The sequence below is a fragment of the Pseudomonas sp. AFG_SD02_1510_Pfu_092 genome, from assembly GCF_003331055.1.
Classification (GTDB): Bacteria; Pseudomonadota; Gammaproteobacteria; order Pseudomonadales; family Pseudomonadaceae; genus Aquipseudomonas.
The window spans coordinates 52816-69945 of the sequence record NZ_PUQD01000007.1 but is presented as its reverse complement, the minus strand read 5'-3'; the positions used below and the strand labels follow the sequence as shown (position 1 = coordinate 69945).

At 62.6% G+C, this 17130-nt stretch carries 19 protein-coding genes; 7 read left to right on the top strand and 12 right to left on the bottom strand.

All coding sequences use genetic code 11. The features are described from left to right. Positions 1–119: 119 nt before the first annotated feature. From C6A77_RS05210 to C6A77_RS05195, 4 genes are all read right to left on the bottom strand, one after another. Positions 120–1046, bottom strand: a complete 927-nt coding sequence (locus tag C6A77_RS05210) for a DMT family transporter (RefSeq protein WP_114168327.1) — start codon at positions 1044–1046, stop codon at positions 120–122. 106 nt (positions 1047–1152) lie between these two features. Continuing rightward, positions 1153–1548: a transcriptional regulator gene (locus C6A77_RS05205; protein WP_114168326.1), complete on the bottom strand. Its 396-nt coding sequence runs from the start codon at positions 1546–1548 to the stop codon at positions 1153–1155. Positions 1549–1621: 73 nt separating this feature from the next. Further along, positions 1622–1876: a BrnA antitoxin family protein gene (locus tag C6A77_RS05200; protein WP_114168325.1), complete on the bottom strand. Its 255-nt coding sequence runs from the start codon at positions 1874–1876 to the stop codon at positions 1622–1624. Beyond that, positions 1854–2093, bottom strand: a complete 240-nt coding sequence (locus C6A77_RS05195; protein ID WP_114168324.1) for a BrnT family toxin — start codon at positions 2091–2093, stop codon at positions 1854–1856. Before C6A77_RS05195 ends, C6A77_RS05200 begins: the two co-directional genes overlap by 23 nt. Positions 2094–2131: 38 nt before the next feature. Between C6A77_RS05195 and C6A77_RS05190 the strand changes: the two genes are divergently transcribed. After that, complete coding sequence (locus C6A77_RS05190) at positions 2132–2404, top strand: hypothetical protein (RefSeq protein ID WP_114168323.1); 273 nt, start codon at positions 2132–2134, stop codon at positions 2402–2404. A gap of 126 nt (positions 2405–2530) precedes the next feature. Here the strand turns inward: C6A77_RS05190 and C6A77_RS05185 are convergent, their stop codons facing one another. Then, entirely contained in the window at positions 2531–3892 is a 1362-nt protein-coding gene (locus C6A77_RS05185) for a DEAD/DEAH box helicase (RefSeq protein WP_114168322.1), read from the bottom strand. A gap of 103 nt (positions 3893–3995) precedes the next feature. Between C6A77_RS05185 and C6A77_RS05180 the strand changes: the two genes are divergently transcribed. Next, entirely contained in the window at positions 3996–5258 is a 1263-nt protein-coding gene (locus C6A77_RS05180) for a mechanosensitive ion channel family protein (protein WP_114168321.1), read from the top strand. A gap of 367 nt (positions 5259–5625) precedes the next feature. Here C6A77_RS05180 and C6A77_RS25890 read toward each other — a convergent pair whose 3' ends face one another. From C6A77_RS25890 to C6A77_RS05145, 6 genes are all read right to left on the bottom strand, one after another. After that, positions 5626–5868, bottom strand: coding sequence for a hypothetical protein (locus tag C6A77_RS25890; RefSeq protein WP_114168320.1), 243 nt, complete (start codon positions 5866–5868; stop codon positions 5626–5628). A gap of 565 nt (positions 5869–6433) precedes the next feature. After that, on the bottom strand, positions 6434–6847 hold the full coding sequence (gene arfB / locus C6A77_RS05170; protein WP_114168319.1) for an alternative ribosome rescue aminoacyl-tRNA hydrolase ArfB: 414 nt from the start codon (positions 6845–6847) through the stop codon (positions 6434–6436). 65 nt (positions 6848–6912) lie between these two features. Further along, positions 6913–7848 carry an AEC family transporter gene (locus C6A77_RS05165; RefSeq protein WP_114168318.1) on the bottom strand — a complete coding sequence of 312 codons (936 nt, stop codon included), beginning with the start codon at positions 7846–7848 and terminating at the stop codon, positions 6913–6915. Between the two features lies 1 nt (position 7849). Beyond that, complete coding sequence (locus C6A77_RS05160; protein ID WP_114168317.1) at positions 7850–8725, bottom strand: carboxylate/amino acid/amine transporter; 876 nt, start codon at positions 8723–8725, stop codon at positions 7850–7852. Positions 8726–9009: 284 nt separating this feature from the next. After that, entirely contained in the window at positions 9010–9609 is a 600-nt protein-coding gene (locus tag C6A77_RS05150) for an FMN-dependent NADH-azoreductase (RefSeq protein ID WP_114168315.1), read from the bottom strand. 109 nt (positions 9610–9718) lie between these two features. Beyond that, positions 9719–10033: a hypothetical protein gene (locus tag C6A77_RS05145; RefSeq protein WP_012051530.1), complete on the bottom strand. Its 315-nt coding sequence runs from the start codon at positions 10031–10033 to the stop codon at positions 9719–9721. A gap of 48 nt (positions 10034–10081) precedes the next feature. Between C6A77_RS05145 and C6A77_RS05140 the strand changes: the two genes are divergently transcribed. The 4 genes from C6A77_RS05140 (at position 10082) to C6A77_RS05125 (ending at position 14277) form a co-directional block, all read left to right on the top strand. Continuing rightward, a complete protein-coding gene (locus tag C6A77_RS05140) occupies positions 10082–11005 on the top strand; it encodes a LysR family transcriptional regulator (RefSeq protein ID WP_012273620.1) in 924 nt (307 codons plus the stop codon). 13 nt (positions 11006–11018) lie between these two features. After that, on the top strand, positions 11019–11831 hold the full coding sequence (locus C6A77_RS05135; RefSeq protein ID WP_114168314.1) for an alpha/beta hydrolase: 813 nt from the start codon (positions 11019–11021) through the stop codon (positions 11829–11831). Continuing rightward, positions 11825–12382, top strand: coding sequence for a peptidylprolyl isomerase (locus C6A77_RS05130; RefSeq protein WP_114168313.1), 558 nt, complete (start codon positions 11825–11827; stop codon positions 12380–12382). The genes C6A77_RS05135 and C6A77_RS05130 overlap by 7 nt, the downstream gene beginning before the upstream one ends. Before the next feature lie 62 nt (positions 12383–12444). Beyond that, a complete protein-coding gene (locus tag C6A77_RS05125; protein ID WP_114168312.1) occupies positions 12445–14277 on the top strand; it encodes an ABC transporter ATP-binding protein in 1833 nt (610 codons plus the stop codon). Positions 14278–14391: 114 nt separating this feature from the next. Here C6A77_RS05125 and C6A77_RS05115 read toward each other — a convergent pair whose 3' ends face one another. After that, the gene (locus C6A77_RS05115) at positions 14392–15519 is read right to left on the bottom strand and encodes a GNAT family N-acetyltransferase (RefSeq protein ID WP_114168311.1); all 1128 of its coding nucleotides are present in this window, start codon (positions 15517–15519) and stop codon (positions 14392–14394) included. Between the two features lie 262 nt (positions 15520–15781). Here C6A77_RS05115 and C6A77_RS05110 point away from each other — a divergent pair, with 262 nt between their 5' ends. Next, positions 15782–17026, top strand: coding sequence for a putative porin (locus C6A77_RS05110; RefSeq protein WP_114168310.1), 1245 nt, complete (start codon positions 15782–15784; stop codon positions 17024–17026). Positions 17027–17130 lie beyond the last annotated feature (104 nt).

The window sequence follows — 17130 nt, the reverse complement described above, 5'->3', positions numbered from 1 at the left end:
CGCCTGCGCCGGCCTCTTCGCGGGCTCGCCCGCTCCCACAGGTACTGCGCAGGTCTTGAAGATTGTGCGGCCCCTGTGGGAGCGGGTTTACCCGCGAAGAGGCCGGCACAGACAACTCACTACCCCACAAACTTACGCAATTGCTGCCTCACCCAAGGCTCGGCGCTCACCAGCACCACCCCCAGCAACACCATCAACGCCCCCACCACAAAGTTCACGCTCAGCGGCTCATCCAGCAGCAACACGCCAAAGGTCACCCCGAACAGCGGGGTAATAAAGGAAAACACCGCCAGGTTCGACGCGAGGTATTTGCGCAGCAACCAGAACCAGGTCAGGTAGCTGATGAACGACACTACAATCCCCTGGAACAGCACGCTGCCCATCGCCAAAGGTGTCAGCGCCACCGCGCCGATCTGCCCGCTGAGCAAAGCGATCAACAGCAGCCCGGCAAAGCCCACCGCCAGTTGATAGAACAGCGTCAGGGTCGCCGGCGCCTCCGACAGCCGCGAGCAGCGCACCACCACCGTGGTCGCGCCCCAGGCCAGCCCGGCGATCACGCCAAAGGCATCGCCCAACAGCATACGGCCATCCATGTCTTCGAACGACATGCCGCCGGCAAACGCCATGGCTATACCGCCGAAGGCCAGCAGAATCCCCAGCCACTGCAGCAGCCGCAGGCGTTCGCTGGGTAGCCGGAAGTGCAGGCCCAACGCGGTGAACACCGGCGCGGTGTAGAGGAACACCGACATGTGCGCCGCCGATGTCAGTTTCAGCCCCTCGGCGATGAACAGGAACTCCACGCCGAACAACCCGCCCGCCAGTACCCCGGCGCGCCAGGTGACGCCGACCTGTTCCCAGCCACCGCGCCAGCACAGCATCAGCCCCACCAGCACGGCGGCAATGCCGTTGCGCAAGGCCGCCTGCATCACCGGCGCAATGTCCACGGCGGCGGTCTTGATCAGCACCTGCTGACAGCCCCAGATCAGGCACAGCCCCAGCATCACCTGGAAAGCAAAGGCATCAGGGTTCTTGCGGACCGCACTCATGGGCGGGCCTCTGGGGTAGTCGATGGCATGGGCAAGGGCTCGGCAGCGTTCGGAAGTTACCGATTATCGGGTGTTAACGCTTGCCCTTGCCAGCCTCAAAACGACCTCAGGCGATCTGCGCTTTCGCCGACACCTGCTCGAAAGTGGTTTCGTCCAGCGCATCTTCCTGCTCATCCAGCACCTGGCGCGGGTGCTCGAAGCCGGGGATGCTACTGTCGATCAGGCTCATCAGCCGCGAACCCCGCTCGGTCAGGACGAAGTTTTCGCCGTTGCCACCCTCTTCTTCGGGCCGGCTTTCGATGAAGCCGCGCTCGAACAGCAGCTTTTCGTACTGGCAAGCGCGGGTTTTCAGGTGGTCCAGATCGCCCACCGGCTCACCCTTGGCGGCCAGTGCTGCAGCGTGCTGCTCGGCATAGGGGCGTGGCGTGAAGCTGTGACCGGCGCCGTTCTGCACCTCGTGCAGCAAGCGTTCGATCAGGTCCCAGTCGTAGGCGATGCTCATGGTTATGGGCTCCTGTGGACGGAAGGGGTACACAGGTGGGACCGTTAGGGATGGTCGGGTGTTCCGAAAGTTCTCAACGCTGACGTTGTTGGGCCTGCATGTACTGGCGCAGCAATTGATTGATGCGGGTCTGATAGCCACTACCCTGCTCTTTGAACCAGGCGAGAACATCGGAATCCAAGCGAATGGTTACCGCCTGCTTTGCGGGCACGCGCAACTCTGCCTGGCGGAAGAAGTTCTGATCCAGCTCCGGAATATCCGAAGTATCGATATCCTTATCGTCCTGCCGGGCCAGGCGGCTCCAGTCAGTTCTTGATGATTTGGTCATAGTGTCTGGCCTCCCATCTGGTGGCTTTTCGCGCGCAGATGATGCGTATCACCTCACCCCGCCTTTCCGTATACACAACGACGCCTATCAGCGCCTTCAGCCATCCGAGGCTGACCCATCGCTCCGAGTCAGCATGGGATGATTGACTCGGAAATGGACTACTGCCAGGCGAAAACCAGCCACCGGTCGCAGCTTCTGAACTTCCAACCGTCCACACCCCTCAATCGCGCATAGCCACTGCTAGAGGTAGAAAGGATGAAACCGCTGCTACCCATTGCCTGCGCCACTGCCGTGTTGCTGGCCCTTCCTGCCTGGGCCTGCACACCGGAAGAAGCGACGCAGAAACGCGAAGAGCTGGCCGGGCTGGTCAAACAGTTGACCGAGCAGAACCCGCAGAAGGCCAAGGAGATCAATGACGAGCTTCAAGGGATGGAGCTGGGGACGGCGAGCAAGGACTTGCCCGACAAATGTCAGTTGATCGACAAACGGATCAAGGAATTGAAAGACGCGGAGAAAAAGGCTGAATAGGGGTTGCCTGCACTGGCCTCTTCGCGGGTAAACCCGCTCCCACTGGGAATCGCATAGAGCTTGAAATCAATGCAGTACCTGTGGGAGCGGGTTCACCCGCGAAGGGGCCAGCGCCGTTGCCGGGGCTTACTCAGCCACAACCTTGCGCTTCTTCAGCGGTGCCAGGCCGTCAGCGCTGGCCAGCGGTGCGTTGGCCTTCGGCTTGGCAGTCGGCTTGCGCTTGGCAGCAGCTTTCTTGTCGCCGGACTTCTTCTCGACCTTCTTTTTCTTGCTGCCGGCCGCCTTGCCCGAAGCCTTGACCTTCTTCGGCCCGTTGTAGGTGCCCTTCACTTCCTTGATCACCCGGCGCTCGAACTGCTGCTTGAGGTAGCGCTCGATGCTCGACATCAGGTTCCAGTCGTTGTGGGTGATCAGCGAGATGGCCAGGCCTTCGCCACCGGCACGGCCGGTACGGCCCACGCGGTGCACGTACTCGTCACCGCTGCGCGGCATGTCGAAGTTGATCACCAGGTCCAGGCCGTCGATGTCCAGGCCGCGGGCCGCCACATCGGTGGCCACCAGCACCTTGGAGCTGCCTTGCTTGAAGCGCTCGATGGCCAGCTTGCGGTCCTTCTGGTCTTTCTCCCCGTGCAGCACGAAAGCTTTCACATCCTTGGCCACCAGGTGACCGTAGATGCGGTCGGCCAGGGCCCGGGTATTGGTGAAGATGATCGCCTTGTCGAAGGTCTCGTTGGCCAGCAGCCATTGCACGATGTGCTCTTTGTGCTGGTCATGGTCGGCGGTGATGATCTGCTGGCGGGTGCCTTCGGCCAGCTGCGAGACGCTGTTGAGCATCAGGTGCTCAGGGTCTTTCAGCACCTTGCCGATGATGTCGCGCAGGGCCGCGCCACCGGTGGTGGCCGAGAACAGCAGGGTCTGCTGGCGGTTCTCGCACTCCTTGCACAGGCGCTCCATGTCTTCGGCGAAGCCCATGTCGAGCATGCGGTCGGCTTCGTCGAGGATCAGCACCTGCACATGGGACAGGTCGAGGTTGCCGGCATTGAGCTGCTCTAGCAGGCGGCCTGGGGTGCCGATCAGCACATCCGGCACCTTGCGCAGCATGGCGGCCTGTTCCTTGAAATCTTCACCGCCGGTGACCAGACCCGCCTTGATGTAGGTGAACTGCGAGAACAGCTGCACTTGCTTGAGGGTCTGCTGGGCCAGCTCGCGGGTTGGCAGCAGGATCAGCGAGCGGATCTCGACACGCCCGCCTTTGAGGTCGACCAGGCGGTTGAGCAGCGGCAGCACGAAAGCGGCCGTCTTGCCACTGCCGGTCTGCGCGGTCACGCGCAGGTCACGCCCTTGCAGGGCCAGGGGGATGGCCGCAGCCTGCACCGGGGTAGGCTCGACAAAGTTAAGCTCGGCCACGGCTTTCAGCAGGCGTTCGTGCAGGGCGAATTGGGAGAACACGGAGGTAACCTCAGGCAAGTGCGGGAAATTCAGTTGCATAGGGTAACGTTTTCTGCCGGCTTAGCCGAATTTCTTTTGGCAACTTTGTCGCCATCCGCGCTCTAATGGCGCTTCGTTAGGCAACACGACTGTACGCAAGCCCATGGATATCCAACGAATCTGGCGTGACTCCCTCGACCTGTGGGGCACCCTTGACCAACACCCGATGCTGCACGCGGCCATCGGCCTGGCCGTGCTGCTGCTGGTTTCGCTGGTGGTCGGCCGCCTGGCGCGCTTTCTGGTACTGCATGGCGCCCGCCTGCTGGCCCGCCAGCCAGCGCTGAAGTGGCTCGATGACCTGCGCAACAACAAGGTGTTCCACCGCCTGGCGCAGACCACGCCGTCACTGGTGCTGCAGTTCGGCCTGAAGCTGGTACCAGAGCTGTCCGACACCGCCCAGCACTTCCTCGGCAATGTCGCCCTGGCCTTTACCCTGCTGTTCATGACCATGGCGCTGTCGTGCCTGCTGGATGCCCTGCTCGACATCTATGCCCGCACCGAACACGCCCGCACCCGTTCGATCAAGGGTTACGTGCAGCTGGCCAAGATGATGCTGTGGATTTTCGCCTCCATCGTCATCGTCGCCACCCTGATCGACCGTTCGCCGCTGTTGCTGCTGTCGGGCCTGGGTGCGATGTCGGCGGTGCTGCTGTTGGTATACAAGGACACCCTGCTGTCGTTCGTCGCCAGCGTGCAGCTGACCAGCAACGACATGCTGCACGTGGGCGACTGGATCGAAATGCCCCAGGTGGGCGCCGATGGCGATGTGGTGGACATCACCCTGCACACGGTGAAAGTGCAGAACTTCGACAAGACCATCGTCTCCATCCCCACCTGGCGCCTGATGAGCGAGTCGTTCCGCAACTACCGCGGCATGCAGCAATCCGGCGGCCGGCGCATCAAGCGCAGCCTGTTCATCGATGCCGCAGGGGTGCGCTTTCTCACCCGCGAAGAAGAACAGCGCCTGAGCCAGGTGCACCTGCTGGCCGACTACCTGGCCGGCAAGCGCCAGGAGCTGCAGCGCTGGAACGAGGCCATGGGGCCGGTGGCCGAACTGTCGGCCAACCGCCGCAAACTCACCAACATCGGCACCTTCCGCGCGTTCGCCCTGGCCTACCTGAAAAACCACCCCAATGTGCACCCGAACATGACCTGCATGGTGCGGCAGATGCAGACCACCGCCGAGGGCGTGCCGCTGGAGATCTACTGCTTCACCACCACCACGGTGTGGGCGGATTACGAGCGGATTCAGGGGGATATCTTCGATTACCTGCTGGCGGTTTTGCCGGAGTTCGGGCTGAGCCTGTATCAGCAGCCGAGTGGCAATGACATGCGCGTGCGGGCGCTGCCGGAGCCATGCCTGTAAGGATCGTTTGAAAATAAACCCTCAAAGACAGTTGCTCCCACAGATTCCGCGCAAAATTCGAGACGTGTGCAGTACCTGTGGGAGCTGGCTTGCCGGCGATGGGCCGCAAAGCGGCCCCCAATTGCTTGACTGACAGGCATTACGCCTGAGAGCCCTGTTCTCGGGCGCTCTGGCAAGGTATGCCGGCTTCGATGCGGAACAGCGGATGGGTCTGGTTTTCACCTTGGTAGAGTAGTTTTGCCAACGGTGAACCTGGCTTCTTCTGTAGACATTGTTCAATCTCCCCTAAATCTCCAATGCCTGAGCTGGCCCTGTCGTCGGCAAGCCGAGCCCCCGCAGAGACAGCACCAGGCGGATCATGATGCGGTTAATGCAACGTCTGCGGCTCTGCTGGCTTCTGGACTTGAGCCAGCGCTAGTTCGAGCAACTTGCGAAGGGTTTCCAGTTCGTGCATCGACGTCATTATCAAGATCGAGACGGGTGATCTAGGTTGCATCAACACGGCTTGCTGGGCGACAGCTTCTGCGCATAGGGCGTAGTCCGCTGCCATCAGCAATGTGTCTTCCAGGGAGTGGAGGTTGCAGGGTGGACCGGGGACTATTTTCAGCATGGTGTAACCCTCAATTTGTGGTTGGGGACTACCGCCGTTTGCTGTCAAACAAAGGGTGGCAGCTGTGCACGGGTTGACAGACCGGTCAAATTGAGAAACCCGGCGCACCCGAAGGTGCCCCATGCACAGCCGCCATTGAAGGCAAAGCTGTGGATTGTAATTTGAGTCGGCCTGTCAAAGCCGGTCGTTGAATTGCAACGACCAGGCGAGACTAGTGATCAACTCGGAACACCACAATGGGTGGCAGTATCTTTGGGAAATGCCCTACAAGAAAGGGGCATAATCTGATTTTTTTAGCCGTTAGGCCTAACAGCATGTAACGCTTCCACTCCATGTGATCTGCTGCGTAGGGATTAGCAATACCCAGAAACGTTAGTAACGGCCTGGACTTGACCCAGTCAAGCCGGGCGCTGGCACCCCGTTTGAGAAAATGAACGAGGCTTGAGATTGCCGGGGCTGCTTCGCAGCCCATCGCCGGCAAGCCAGCTCCCACAGGTTCCGCGCAAAATACGAGAGTTATGCAGTACCTGCCAGTACCTGCCAGGACTGTTCCACCACCCGCATTTTAAAAGTCCACCTTACCCCGCCCCGCCTTGACTGTGCTGCGCCTGGCCTTCCCTTCCAGGCGGCGGGTTTTCGAGCCAAGGGTGGGCTTGGTGGGGCGGCGTTTCTTCTCGGTCTTGCCGGCGGCGATGATCAACTCGGCCAGACGCGCCAGGGCGTCAGCGCGGTTCTGCTCCTGGGTGCGGTACTGCTGGGCCTTGATGATCAACACGCCGTCGCCGGTGATGCGGCTGTCACGCAGCGCCAGCAGCCGCTCCTTGTAAAACGCCGGCAGCGACGAGGCCTGGATGTCGAAGCGCAGGTGCACGGCGCTGGACACCTTGTTGACGTTCTGCCCACCCGCGCCCTGGGCGCGGATGTAGGTCAGTTCGATGTCGGCATCCGGCAGATGCACGTTGTTGGAGATGGTCAGCATGTCATGGCCCTTGCGGTTGCCCCTGTTATCACAGCCTGCGCCGCCCTTTCATGGTACACCGACCGCTACCCCGCATACCCCAACAGGTACAACAACCCGGTCAAGGTCACCAGCGAAGCCACGGTCGACAACAGGATCGTCCGCGAAATCAGCCCGGCCTCACGGTTGTAGTACTCGGCCAGCATGAACGGCCCGGTGCCGGTCGGCAGCGCCGCCAGCAGCACTGCCGAAGCCGCCCACATGCTCGGCAGGCTGAACACCTTGAACGCCAGCACCCAGGTCAGCGCCGGCTGCCCCACCAGCTTCAGGCCGACCAACGGCCATGGGCTGGCCTGCGCACCCGGGCGCTTTTCTGCCAGGAATGCGCCCAGCGATATCAGCGCACACGGCGTGGTGGCCAGCGCCAGCATGTCGAGAAAGTGCAGCACCGGCTCTGTCAGCCCCAACCCGCTCATGGCCCACCCCGCCCCCGCCAGTGGCGAAATCACCAGCGGGTTCTTCGCCAGCGCCTTGCTCACCAGCAGGACGGCGCGGCCGATCTGCCGCTCTTGCTGCAGGCCGATCTCGATCAGCGTCAGGGAAATCGCGAACACCAGGCAGACCACGATCAACGACGAGATCAGCGCCGGCTGCAGGCCCGGCTGGCCGAACAGCAGCAGGCACAGCGGGATGCCGATGTAGCCGGTATTGGCATAGCCGGCACTGAGCCCGTCGATGCTCGCGGCTACCAGGCCATGGCCGCTGTACAGGCGCCAGGCCAGGGTCACGACGAACATCGCCAGCGCCCCGGTAGCGAAGGCGACAATGAACCCCGGGTGCCAGATCTCGCTCCAGGTCGCCGTGGCGGTAACCTTGAACAGCAACGCCGGCAGGCACAGCCAGACCACCATCTTGTTGATCTCGGCAGCGGCCTTGTCACCGAGCTTGTTGGTCTTGCGGCACAGGTAGCCAACCAGGATCAGGGCGAAGATCGGCGCGACGATGACGAAGATGGTGTGCATGTCAGGCCTTGCCGGCCAACGGCGTCTGCGCGCGCCCGCCCAGGCGGCTCAGCCACACCGAGGCGAGGATGATCGCGCCGCCGAGGAACAGCCGCCCCAGCGGTTCATGCTGGTTCCAGATCAGCAGGTTCAGCAGCAGCCCTAGCGGCACATGCAGGTTGTTCATCACCGCCAGCGTAGCGCCGGAAACCAGGCAGGCGCCCTTGTTCAACCAGTACAGGCCCAGCGCCGTGGGGCACAGGCCGAGGAACAGCAGCACCAGCCACTGCACATCGGTGCTCGGCAGGTGCTGGGCATTGCCGAACAGCAGGAACGCCGGCAGCACCACGATCAACGCGCCGAGGTAGAAATAGCCGAAACGCTTGTAGTGCGGCAGGTCGCTGGGGTGGCGGGCGACCAGGTGGCGGTACAGCACCTGGCCGGCGGCGTAGGTGAAGTTGGCCAGTTGCAGCAGCAGGAAACCGATGAAGAACTCGCCACTGATGGTATCGAAGCGGATCACCGCGGCGCCGGCTACCGCCACCAGCGCTGCCACCAGGGCCCAGGGGTTGAAGCGCCGGTTCATGGCGTCTTCGATCAGCGTCACGTGCAGTGGCGTGAGGATGGTGAACAACAGCACCTCCGGCACGCTGAGCACGCGGAAGCTCAGGTACAGGCAGACGTAGGTGATGCCGTACTGCAGCGCGCCGATCAGCAGCATCGAGCGCAGGAAACGCGGCTCGACCTGGCGCCAGCGGGTCAGTGGCAGGAACACCAGGCCAGCCAACACCACCCGGGCGAGTACGGCGAAATAGCTATCGACATGCCCGGCCAGATATTCGCCGATCAGGTTGAAGGAAAACGCCTGGATCAGCGCGACGATTATCAGGTAGCCCATGGTTGCCTCTCGTGGATCAAGGGCGCGACCTTAGCGGGTTGCGGCGAATGAGTTCAACCATGAGGAATGTGGGGCTGTGCCGGCCTCTTCGCGGGCTTGCCCGCTCCCACAAGTACACCGCAGGTCTTAGGTACTGTGATATCCCTGTGGGAGCGGGCAAGCCCGCGAAGAGGCCGGCACAGGCACCCACAAAATTTCAGGCACAAAAAAGCCCGGCCATGCAGGCCGGGCAGGTACACCCAAAGGAGCAACAACAGGTGTCAGGGTTGGGAATTCGCTAAGCCTCAGGCCACCGCTGCCAGTTTGGCCTTGGCCTGGTTGACGCCCTTCTCGTGGAAGTCGGCGCTCATGTTCAGGCCTTCGGCGTGGATGAAGTCGACATCGTGAATGCCGATGAAGGCCATCACCTGGCGCAGGTACGGTTCCTGGTGGTCGCTGGTAGCACCGGCGTGGATGCCGCCACGGGCGGTCAGGACGATGGCGCGCTTGCCGGTCAGCAGACCCTGCGGGCCGGTCGGGGTGTACTTGAAGGTGATGCCGGCGCGCAGCACATGGTCCAGCCAGGCCTTGAGGGTGCTGGGGATGGTGAAGTTGTACATCGGTGCCGCCATCACCAGCACGTCGGCCGCGAGCAATTCATCCGTCAGCTCGTTGGAGCGGGCCAGCGCTTCCAGCTCGGCGGCGCTGCGCTGCTTTTCGGGCTTCATCCAGCCACCCAGCAGGTTGGCATCCAGGTGCGGCACCGGGGTTACCGCCAGGTCGCGCACGCTGATCTGATCGGCCGGATGCGCGGCCTGCCACTGTTGGATGAAATCCCGGGTCAGCTGGCGGGAAACGGAATCCTGTTGGCGGGCACTGCTTTCGATGATCAGAACGCGGGACATGGGGAGCCTCCATCGGCAAAAAGGGTTGCGATTCGATGGAGGTGAGATTACGGCTTGACCTATCGATAAAAAAGCGTAAAAAGTGGGTTCAACCTATCGATTTATCGGTTTATTCTGCACTGCAGTTCAAGGCGATCCGCAGTTTGATGATCTGCCGGTTGAACTTGGCGGTGACATCGACGCTTTTACCGGCCGGTACGTTCACCCGGCGCACCCGTGGTGCCTCCGGGCCGTTGCGAAAGGTTACCTTGCACGCCGCCGGTACCTGCCCATAGTTGTTGAGGGTGATGGCGCCAATGTCATAGGCCGTGTCATAGGCGGTGTAGTCGAGCTTTACCCCGGTCAGTTCCTTCTCCACATCGATGGGATAAGCCATGGCCCCGAGGGGCAGGCACATCAGTATTGCCGCACAACATTTCTTCATGGGCCGCTCTCCTTGAAAGAGCGCAGCTTAGGACAACAGGAGCGAAAGATGAAAGCGCCGCGCGTAACCCTTGACCAGTGGCGAACCCTGCAGGCAGTGGTCGATCACGGCGGGTTTGCCCAGGCCGCCGAGGCCTTGCACCGCTCGCAGTCGTCGGTCAGCTACACCGTGGCCCGCATGCAGGAGCAACTGGGCGTGCCGCTGTTGCGCATCGACGGCCGCAAGGCGGTGCTGACCGAAGCCGGCAACGTCCTGCTGCGCCGTTCGCGCCACCTGGTCAAACAGGCCAGCCAGCTCGAAGACCTCGCTCACCATATGGAGCAGGGCTGGGAAGCCGAGGTGCGCCTGGTGGTCGACGCGGCCTACCCCAGTGCCCGCCTGGTCCGCGCGCTGGCCGCGTTCATGCCGCAGAGCCGGGGTTGCCGGGTGCGCCTGCGCGAAGAAGTGCTGTCTGGCGTGGAAGAAGTGATGCACGAAGGCATCGCCGACCTGGCCATCAGCAGCTACAGCATCGGCGGCTACCTGGGCGCCGAACTCAGCGCGGTGGAGTTCGTCGCCGTCGCCCACCCCGAACACAGCTTGCACCGGCTGGGCCGCGAGCTGACCTTCCAGGACCTGGAAAGCCAGTTGCAGGTGGTCATCCGCGACTCCGGCCGCGCCCAACCGCGCGATGTCGGCTGGCTGGGCGCCGAACAGCGCTGGACGGTCGGCAGCCTGGGTACCGCCGCCACCTTCGTCAGCAGCGGCCTGGGCTTTGCCTGGCTGCCCCGGCACATGATCGAGCGCGAGCTGCGCGAAGGCGTGCTCAAGCCGTTGCCGCTGGATCAGGGTGGCAGCCGCCATCCGCTGTTCTACCTTTATTCGAGCAAAGAGAAGACCTTGGGCCCGGCCACGCAGATTCTCATCGACCTGCTGCGCAATTTCGACACCGCGCCGCTGGACGTGCCCTTCGCAGCCCCCCCGCAAGCTTGAGAGGACCGCGCCCATGGCCTATTTCGAACACGAAGGATGCGCACTGCATTACGCGGAATATGGCCAGGGTGAACCCCTGGTATTGCTGCATGGCCTGGGTTCCAGCTGCCAGGACTGGGAGCTGCAGGTGCCGCTGCTGAGCCAGCATTACCGGGTGATCGTGATGGACATCCGCGGCCACGGCCGCTCCGACAAGCCGCGCGACGGTTACCAGATCGCCACCTTCAGTGCCGACCTGCTGGCCCTGCTCGAACACCTGCACACCGGCCCGGTGCACTTCGTCGGCCTGTCCATGGGCGGCATGGTCGGCTTCCAGTTCGCCGTCGACCACCCGCAATGGCTGCGCAGCCTGTGCATCGTCAACAGCGCCCCCGAGGTCAAGCGCCGCACCCGCAGTGACTGGCTCTGGTGGCTGAAGCGCTGGAGCCTGGCGCGCATCCTCAGTGTCGAAACCGTCGGCAAGGGCCTGGCCGAACGCCTGTTCCCCAAGCCCGGGCAGGCCGAGCTGCGAGAGAAGATGGCCCAGCGCTGGGCACGCAACGACAAGCGCGCCTACCTCAAGAGTTTCGACGCCATCGTCGACTGGGGCGTGCAGGAACGCATCGGCCAGATCGGCTGTCCTACCCTGGTGATTGCCGCCGACCACGATTACACCCCGATACGACTGAAACAGCGCTATGTCGCCCTGATGCCCCACGCCAGGCTGGTGGTCATCGACGATTCCCGGCACGCTACACCCCTCGATCAACCCGAGGTCTTCAACCAGACCCTGCTGCAGTTCCTTGCAGCTGCTTCCACCTCTCAAGGATCTTTGAGCCCATGCTGAAAAAACTCCTGCTCACCGCCTGCTCGGTCGCCTTCGCCACCAGCGTCATGGCCTCCGACAAGACCCCGCACGTTCTGCTGGACACCAGCTTCGGCCAGGTCGAGATCGAGCTGAATGCCGAGAAGGCGCCGATCAGTACCAAGAATTTCCTCGGCTACGTCGACAGCGGCTTCTACAACAACACCATCTTCCACCGGGTAATCCCGGGGTTCATGGTCCAGGGCGGCGGCTTCACTGAACAGATGGTGCAAAAGCCCACCCAGGACCCGATCAGGAACGAAGCCAGCAACGGCTTGCAGAACACCCGCGGCACCCTGTCGATGGCGCGCACCTCCGACCCGAACTCGGCCACCAGTCAGTTCTTCATCAACGTCGCCGACAACGACTTCCTCAACCCGGGTCGTGACGCCGGTTATGCCGTATTCGGCAAGGTCACCAAAGGCATCGAAGTGGTCGACCAGATCGTCAATTCGCCGACCACGGTCAAAAAAGGCATGCGCGATGTACCGGCCGACCCGGTGTACATCAAGTCGGCCAAACGCATCGACTGACCGCAAGTTTCACACGGATGTGAAACCTTCCAGGGTCGGGTAGCACAGGAGTCTTGTCACCCATGCTGTACCGCCGCTTCGAGCAACTGATCGATATATTCCGCGATGCGCCCAGCGAGTCGCCACCCAGCCAGGTCTGGCCGTTCTACCTGTATTACCTGCGCCAGGTGTGGCCAAGCTTCCTGGCCTTGCTGGTGGTCGGCCTGTTCGCCTCGCTGATCGAGGTGGCGATGTTCAGCTACCTCAGCCGCATCATCGACCTGGCCCAGGGCACGCCCAACGCCAACTTCTTCAGCGAGCACAGTGGCGAACTGCTGTGGATGCTGGTGGTGATCCTGCTGTTGCGACCGGTGTTCTTCGGCCTGCACGACCTGCTGGTGCACCAGACCATCACCCCCGGCATGACCAGCCTGATCCGCTGGCAGAACCACACCTACGTCCTCAAGCAGAGCCTTAATTTCTTTCAGAGCGACTTCGCCGGGCGCATTGCCCAGCGCATCATGCAGACCGGCAACTCGCTGCGCGACTCGGCCGTGCAGGCGGTGGACGCGCTGTGGCACGTGCTGATCTACGCCATCACCTCGCTGGTGCTGTTCGCCGAGGCCGACTGGCGCCTGATGCTGCCGTTGCTGGTGTGGATCGCCAGCTATATCGCCGCGCTGTGCTACTTCGTACCACGGGTCAAGGACCGCTCGGTGATTTCCTCCGACGCCCGCTCCAAGCTGATGGGGCGCATCGTCGACGGCTATACCAATATCGCTACCTTGAAGCTGTTCGCCCACACCGACTACGAGCAGCAGTACGCCCGCGAAGCGATCAGCGAACAGACCGAGAAAACCCAGCTGGCCGCGCGCGTGGTCACCAGCATGGACGTGGTCATCACCACCCTCAACGGCCTGCTGGTGGTCACCACCACCGGCCTCGCCCTGTGGCTGTGGAGCCAGTCGCTGATCACGGTCGGCGCCATCGCCCTGGCCACCGGTCTGGTGATCCGCATCGTCAACATGTCGGGCTGGATCATGTGGGTGGTCAACGGCATCTTCGAGAACATCGGCATGGTCCAGGACGGCCTGCAGACCATCGCCCAGCCGGTCACCGTCACCGACCGGCCGAATGCCCCGGCGTTGCAAGTCAGCCGCGGCGCAGTGCGTTTCGATGACGTCGATTTCCATTATGGCAAGGCCGCCAACGTCATCGAAGGGCTGAACCTGGACATCCGCCCGGGCGAGAAGATTGGCCTGATCGGCCCGTCCGGGGCTGGCAAATCGACCCTGGTCAACCTGTTGCTGCGCCTGTACGACGTCCAGGGCGGGCGCATCCTGATCGACGGCCAGGACATTGCCGAGGTCAGCCAGGCCAGCCTGCGCGCGCAGATCGGCATGATTACCCAAGACACCTCGTTGTTGCATCGCTCGATCCGCGACAACCTGCTGTACGGGCGCCCCGACGCCAGCGAGGCGGAGCTGATCGAAGCGGTGCGCCGTGCGCGGGCTGACGAGTTCATCCCGCAACTGTCGGACGCCCAGGGCCGCAGCGGTTTCGATGCGCATGTCGGCGAGCGTGGGGTCAAGTTGTCGGGCGGCCAGCGCCAGCGCATCGCCATTGCCCGGGTGCTGTTGAAGAATGCGCCGATCCTGATCATGGACGAGGCCACCTCGGCGCTGGACTCGGAGGTGGAGGCAGCGATCCAGGAAAGCCTGGAGACGCTGATGCAGGGCAAGACGGTCATCGCCATTGCCCACCGGCTTTCCACCATTGCGCGGATGGACCGGCTGGTGGTGCTGGACAAGGGGCGGATTGTCGAGATTGGTAGCCATGCCGAGCTGCTGGAGCAGCAAGGGCTGTATGCCCGCTTGTGGCATCACCAGACCGGGGGGTTTGTCGGGGTTGATTGAAGCCTGTGCCGGCCTCTTCGCGGGCTTGCCCGCTCCCACAGGGACTGAAGTTTGCGCGATCCCTGTGGGAGCGGGTTTACCCGCGAAGAGGCCGGCACAGGCAATACAAGACCCTCAGTCCCGACGATAAGGCAGCATCCCCCGCGCCTCCTCGGCATACCCCCTTACCCCTTCCCGCTCCTGCTGCAAAAAATCCTCTACCGCCCGCCGCAACCCCGGGTGCAACAGGTAGTGCCACGACCGCGTCAGCACCGGCTCGAACCCGCGAATCAGCTTGTGCTCGCCCTGCGCGCCGGCGTCGAAACGCTGCAAGCCCTCGGCAATGGCAAAGTCCATGCCCTGGTAGAAACAGGTCTCGAAATGCAGCCGGTCGAATTCATCCAGGCACCCCCAGTAACGGCCGAACAGGCTGTCGCCACCCACCAGGCTCAAGGCCATGGCCACATCACGTCCGCCCTGGCGCGCCATCACCACGCGCAGCGCCGCGGGCATGCGTTCGGCCAGCAGGCTGAAGAATTCGCGGGTCAGGTAGGGCGCACGGCGGCGCACCGCATAGGTGTTGGCGTAGCAGCGGTAAACGAAGTCCCATTGCGCCTGGTCCAGTTCATCGCCGCGGTACCAGCGAAAATCGATGCCCTGCCCTGCCACCTGCTCGCGCTCCTTGCGCATCTGCTTGCGCTTGCGCGAGCTGAGGCTGTCGAGAAAATCCTGAAAGTCGCGGTAGCCGTGATTGCGCCAATGGAACTGGCAGCCCAGGCGCTCCATCCAGCCTGGCTGGCCAGCGAGCTGTTCGTCCAGCGCCGGGTCGGTGAAATTGATGTGCGCGCCAGACAGCCCGCCCTTGCCCAGGTACTCCGGCAGCGCCTGCAACAGCAGCAGGCCATCGGCCGGGTCGCTGGCCAGCAGACGCGGGCCGCTGACCGGGCTGAACGGCACCGCGCCGAGCAGCTTGGGGTAGTAAGCGATGCCGGCCCGCTCGCAAGCATCGGCCCAGCCATGGTCGAACACGTACTCGCCAAACGAGTGCCACTTGCGATACGCCGGCAGCAGCGCCCGCACCTGCCCGTCACGCTCCAGCACCAGGTGCTCGGCGGCCCAGCCGGTGTTGCGCGCGACGCTGCCGCTGTCCTCCAGGGCAGTGAGAAACGCATGGCGCAGGAACGGTTGGCCGGCCGGCACCAAGGCGTCCCAAGTGGCTGCCGGAAGATCACGCAGATGAGCAAGGCTGTACAGGCTGGTCACGGTTTCGGCTCGCAGTCTCAAGGTGCCCAGTATCGCCAAGGAAGGCCCGCCACTCAAATCAGCGACGCGGGCCAGACCCTTTCATTCTCAATTAGTTAACCGCAGTGCCACTAATTCGACATTAATCTGTCATTCGCCCCCGCAATACTTGCGCCTGTTTTCCGGAACCCCAGAACCTGTCTATTCAGGCCCTTTCCGAAGACATGCCAATACAGGGGCGGGCGCTTGAGCCTTCCCCATCTTATTCAACAGGGAGAACCTTATGCGTCTTGTTTCTACACTTACCGGAGTGAGCCTCACCGGCATGATGCTGGCTCTGAGTACTCCGGCCAGTGCAGCTGTCGACGCCAAGCTGCTCGAAATGCTCCGCGCCAACGGCTCGATCAACCAGGCGCAGTACAACGAACTGCAGGCAGACCTGGCTCAAGAAACCAAGGAGAAGGCCGCTCAGAAAGCTCAGTCCGACCGGATGAGCTCCTTTGAACAGAAAGTGGCATGGGCCGCCAAGACCCAGGTCAAGGGTGACGTGCGCCTGCGTTACGAAGACGTCAACGTCGACAACCCGAACAGCAGCAGCGGCAACCAGGACCGCCAGCGCGTGCGTGCCCGCGTCGGCTTCTACAGCGAAATCAACCCGCAGGTCGATGCCGGCATCCGTATCGCCACCGGCAGCAGCGCCGACCGCCGCTCGACCAACCAGAGCTTCGACAACTACTTCGACAAGAAGTCGCTGTGGGTCGACCAGGCCTACCTCGACTGGCACCCGACCGCCGTTCCCAACTTGCACCTGATTGGCGGCAAGATGGCGCAGCCATGGGTGAGCATGGGCGACATCATCTGGGACAGCGACATCAACCCGGAAGGCGTGGCAGCCACCTACAAGACCGACCTGGGCGGCGCCGAAGTGTTCGCCAGTGCCGGTCAGTACACGCTCAAGGACAACGTCGATGGCGACGGCGTGCAATACAAGCATGACGCACAGGTCTACCACGGCCAGCTGGGTGCCAAGTTCGCCCCGGCAGACGTGCTCAAGCTGACCGTCGGCGCCAGTATCTATGGCTACGACAACGACAAGGAAGCCACCATTCTGCAGTCGTTCGGCAACACCACCAACGAGTTCAACCTGGTGGAAGGCTTCGGCCAGCTGGACTTCACCGGCTTTGCCATCCCGCTGTCGGCCTACGGGCAGTACGTGAAGAACACCGAAAGCACCGATGGCGAAGACCAGGCCTGGCTGGCTGGCCTGAAAACCAAGGTCGGCGCCTGGAGCCTGGACTACAACTATCGCGATGTGCAGCGTAACGCGGTGGTCAGCCTGTTCACCGACTCCGACTTCGGCAACGGCTTTACCGGTTCGCGCGGGCACAAGTTCAAGGTCGGCTATGAAATCGACAAGAACTTCTCGCTGGGTGCGGCCTACCTGATGGCCAAGACCGACCTGTCGCAATTGCCCAACAGCGATGCCGATGTAGATACCCTGCAGGTGGACCTGGAAGCCAAGTTCTAAGCGACACCCTGCGCTGCTTCAGCTGAAGCGGGAAATGCCGACCCCATCCGGCGTTTCCCGCTTTTTTTTGCCTGGTAGAAATGTGCCGGCCTCTTCGCGGGTAA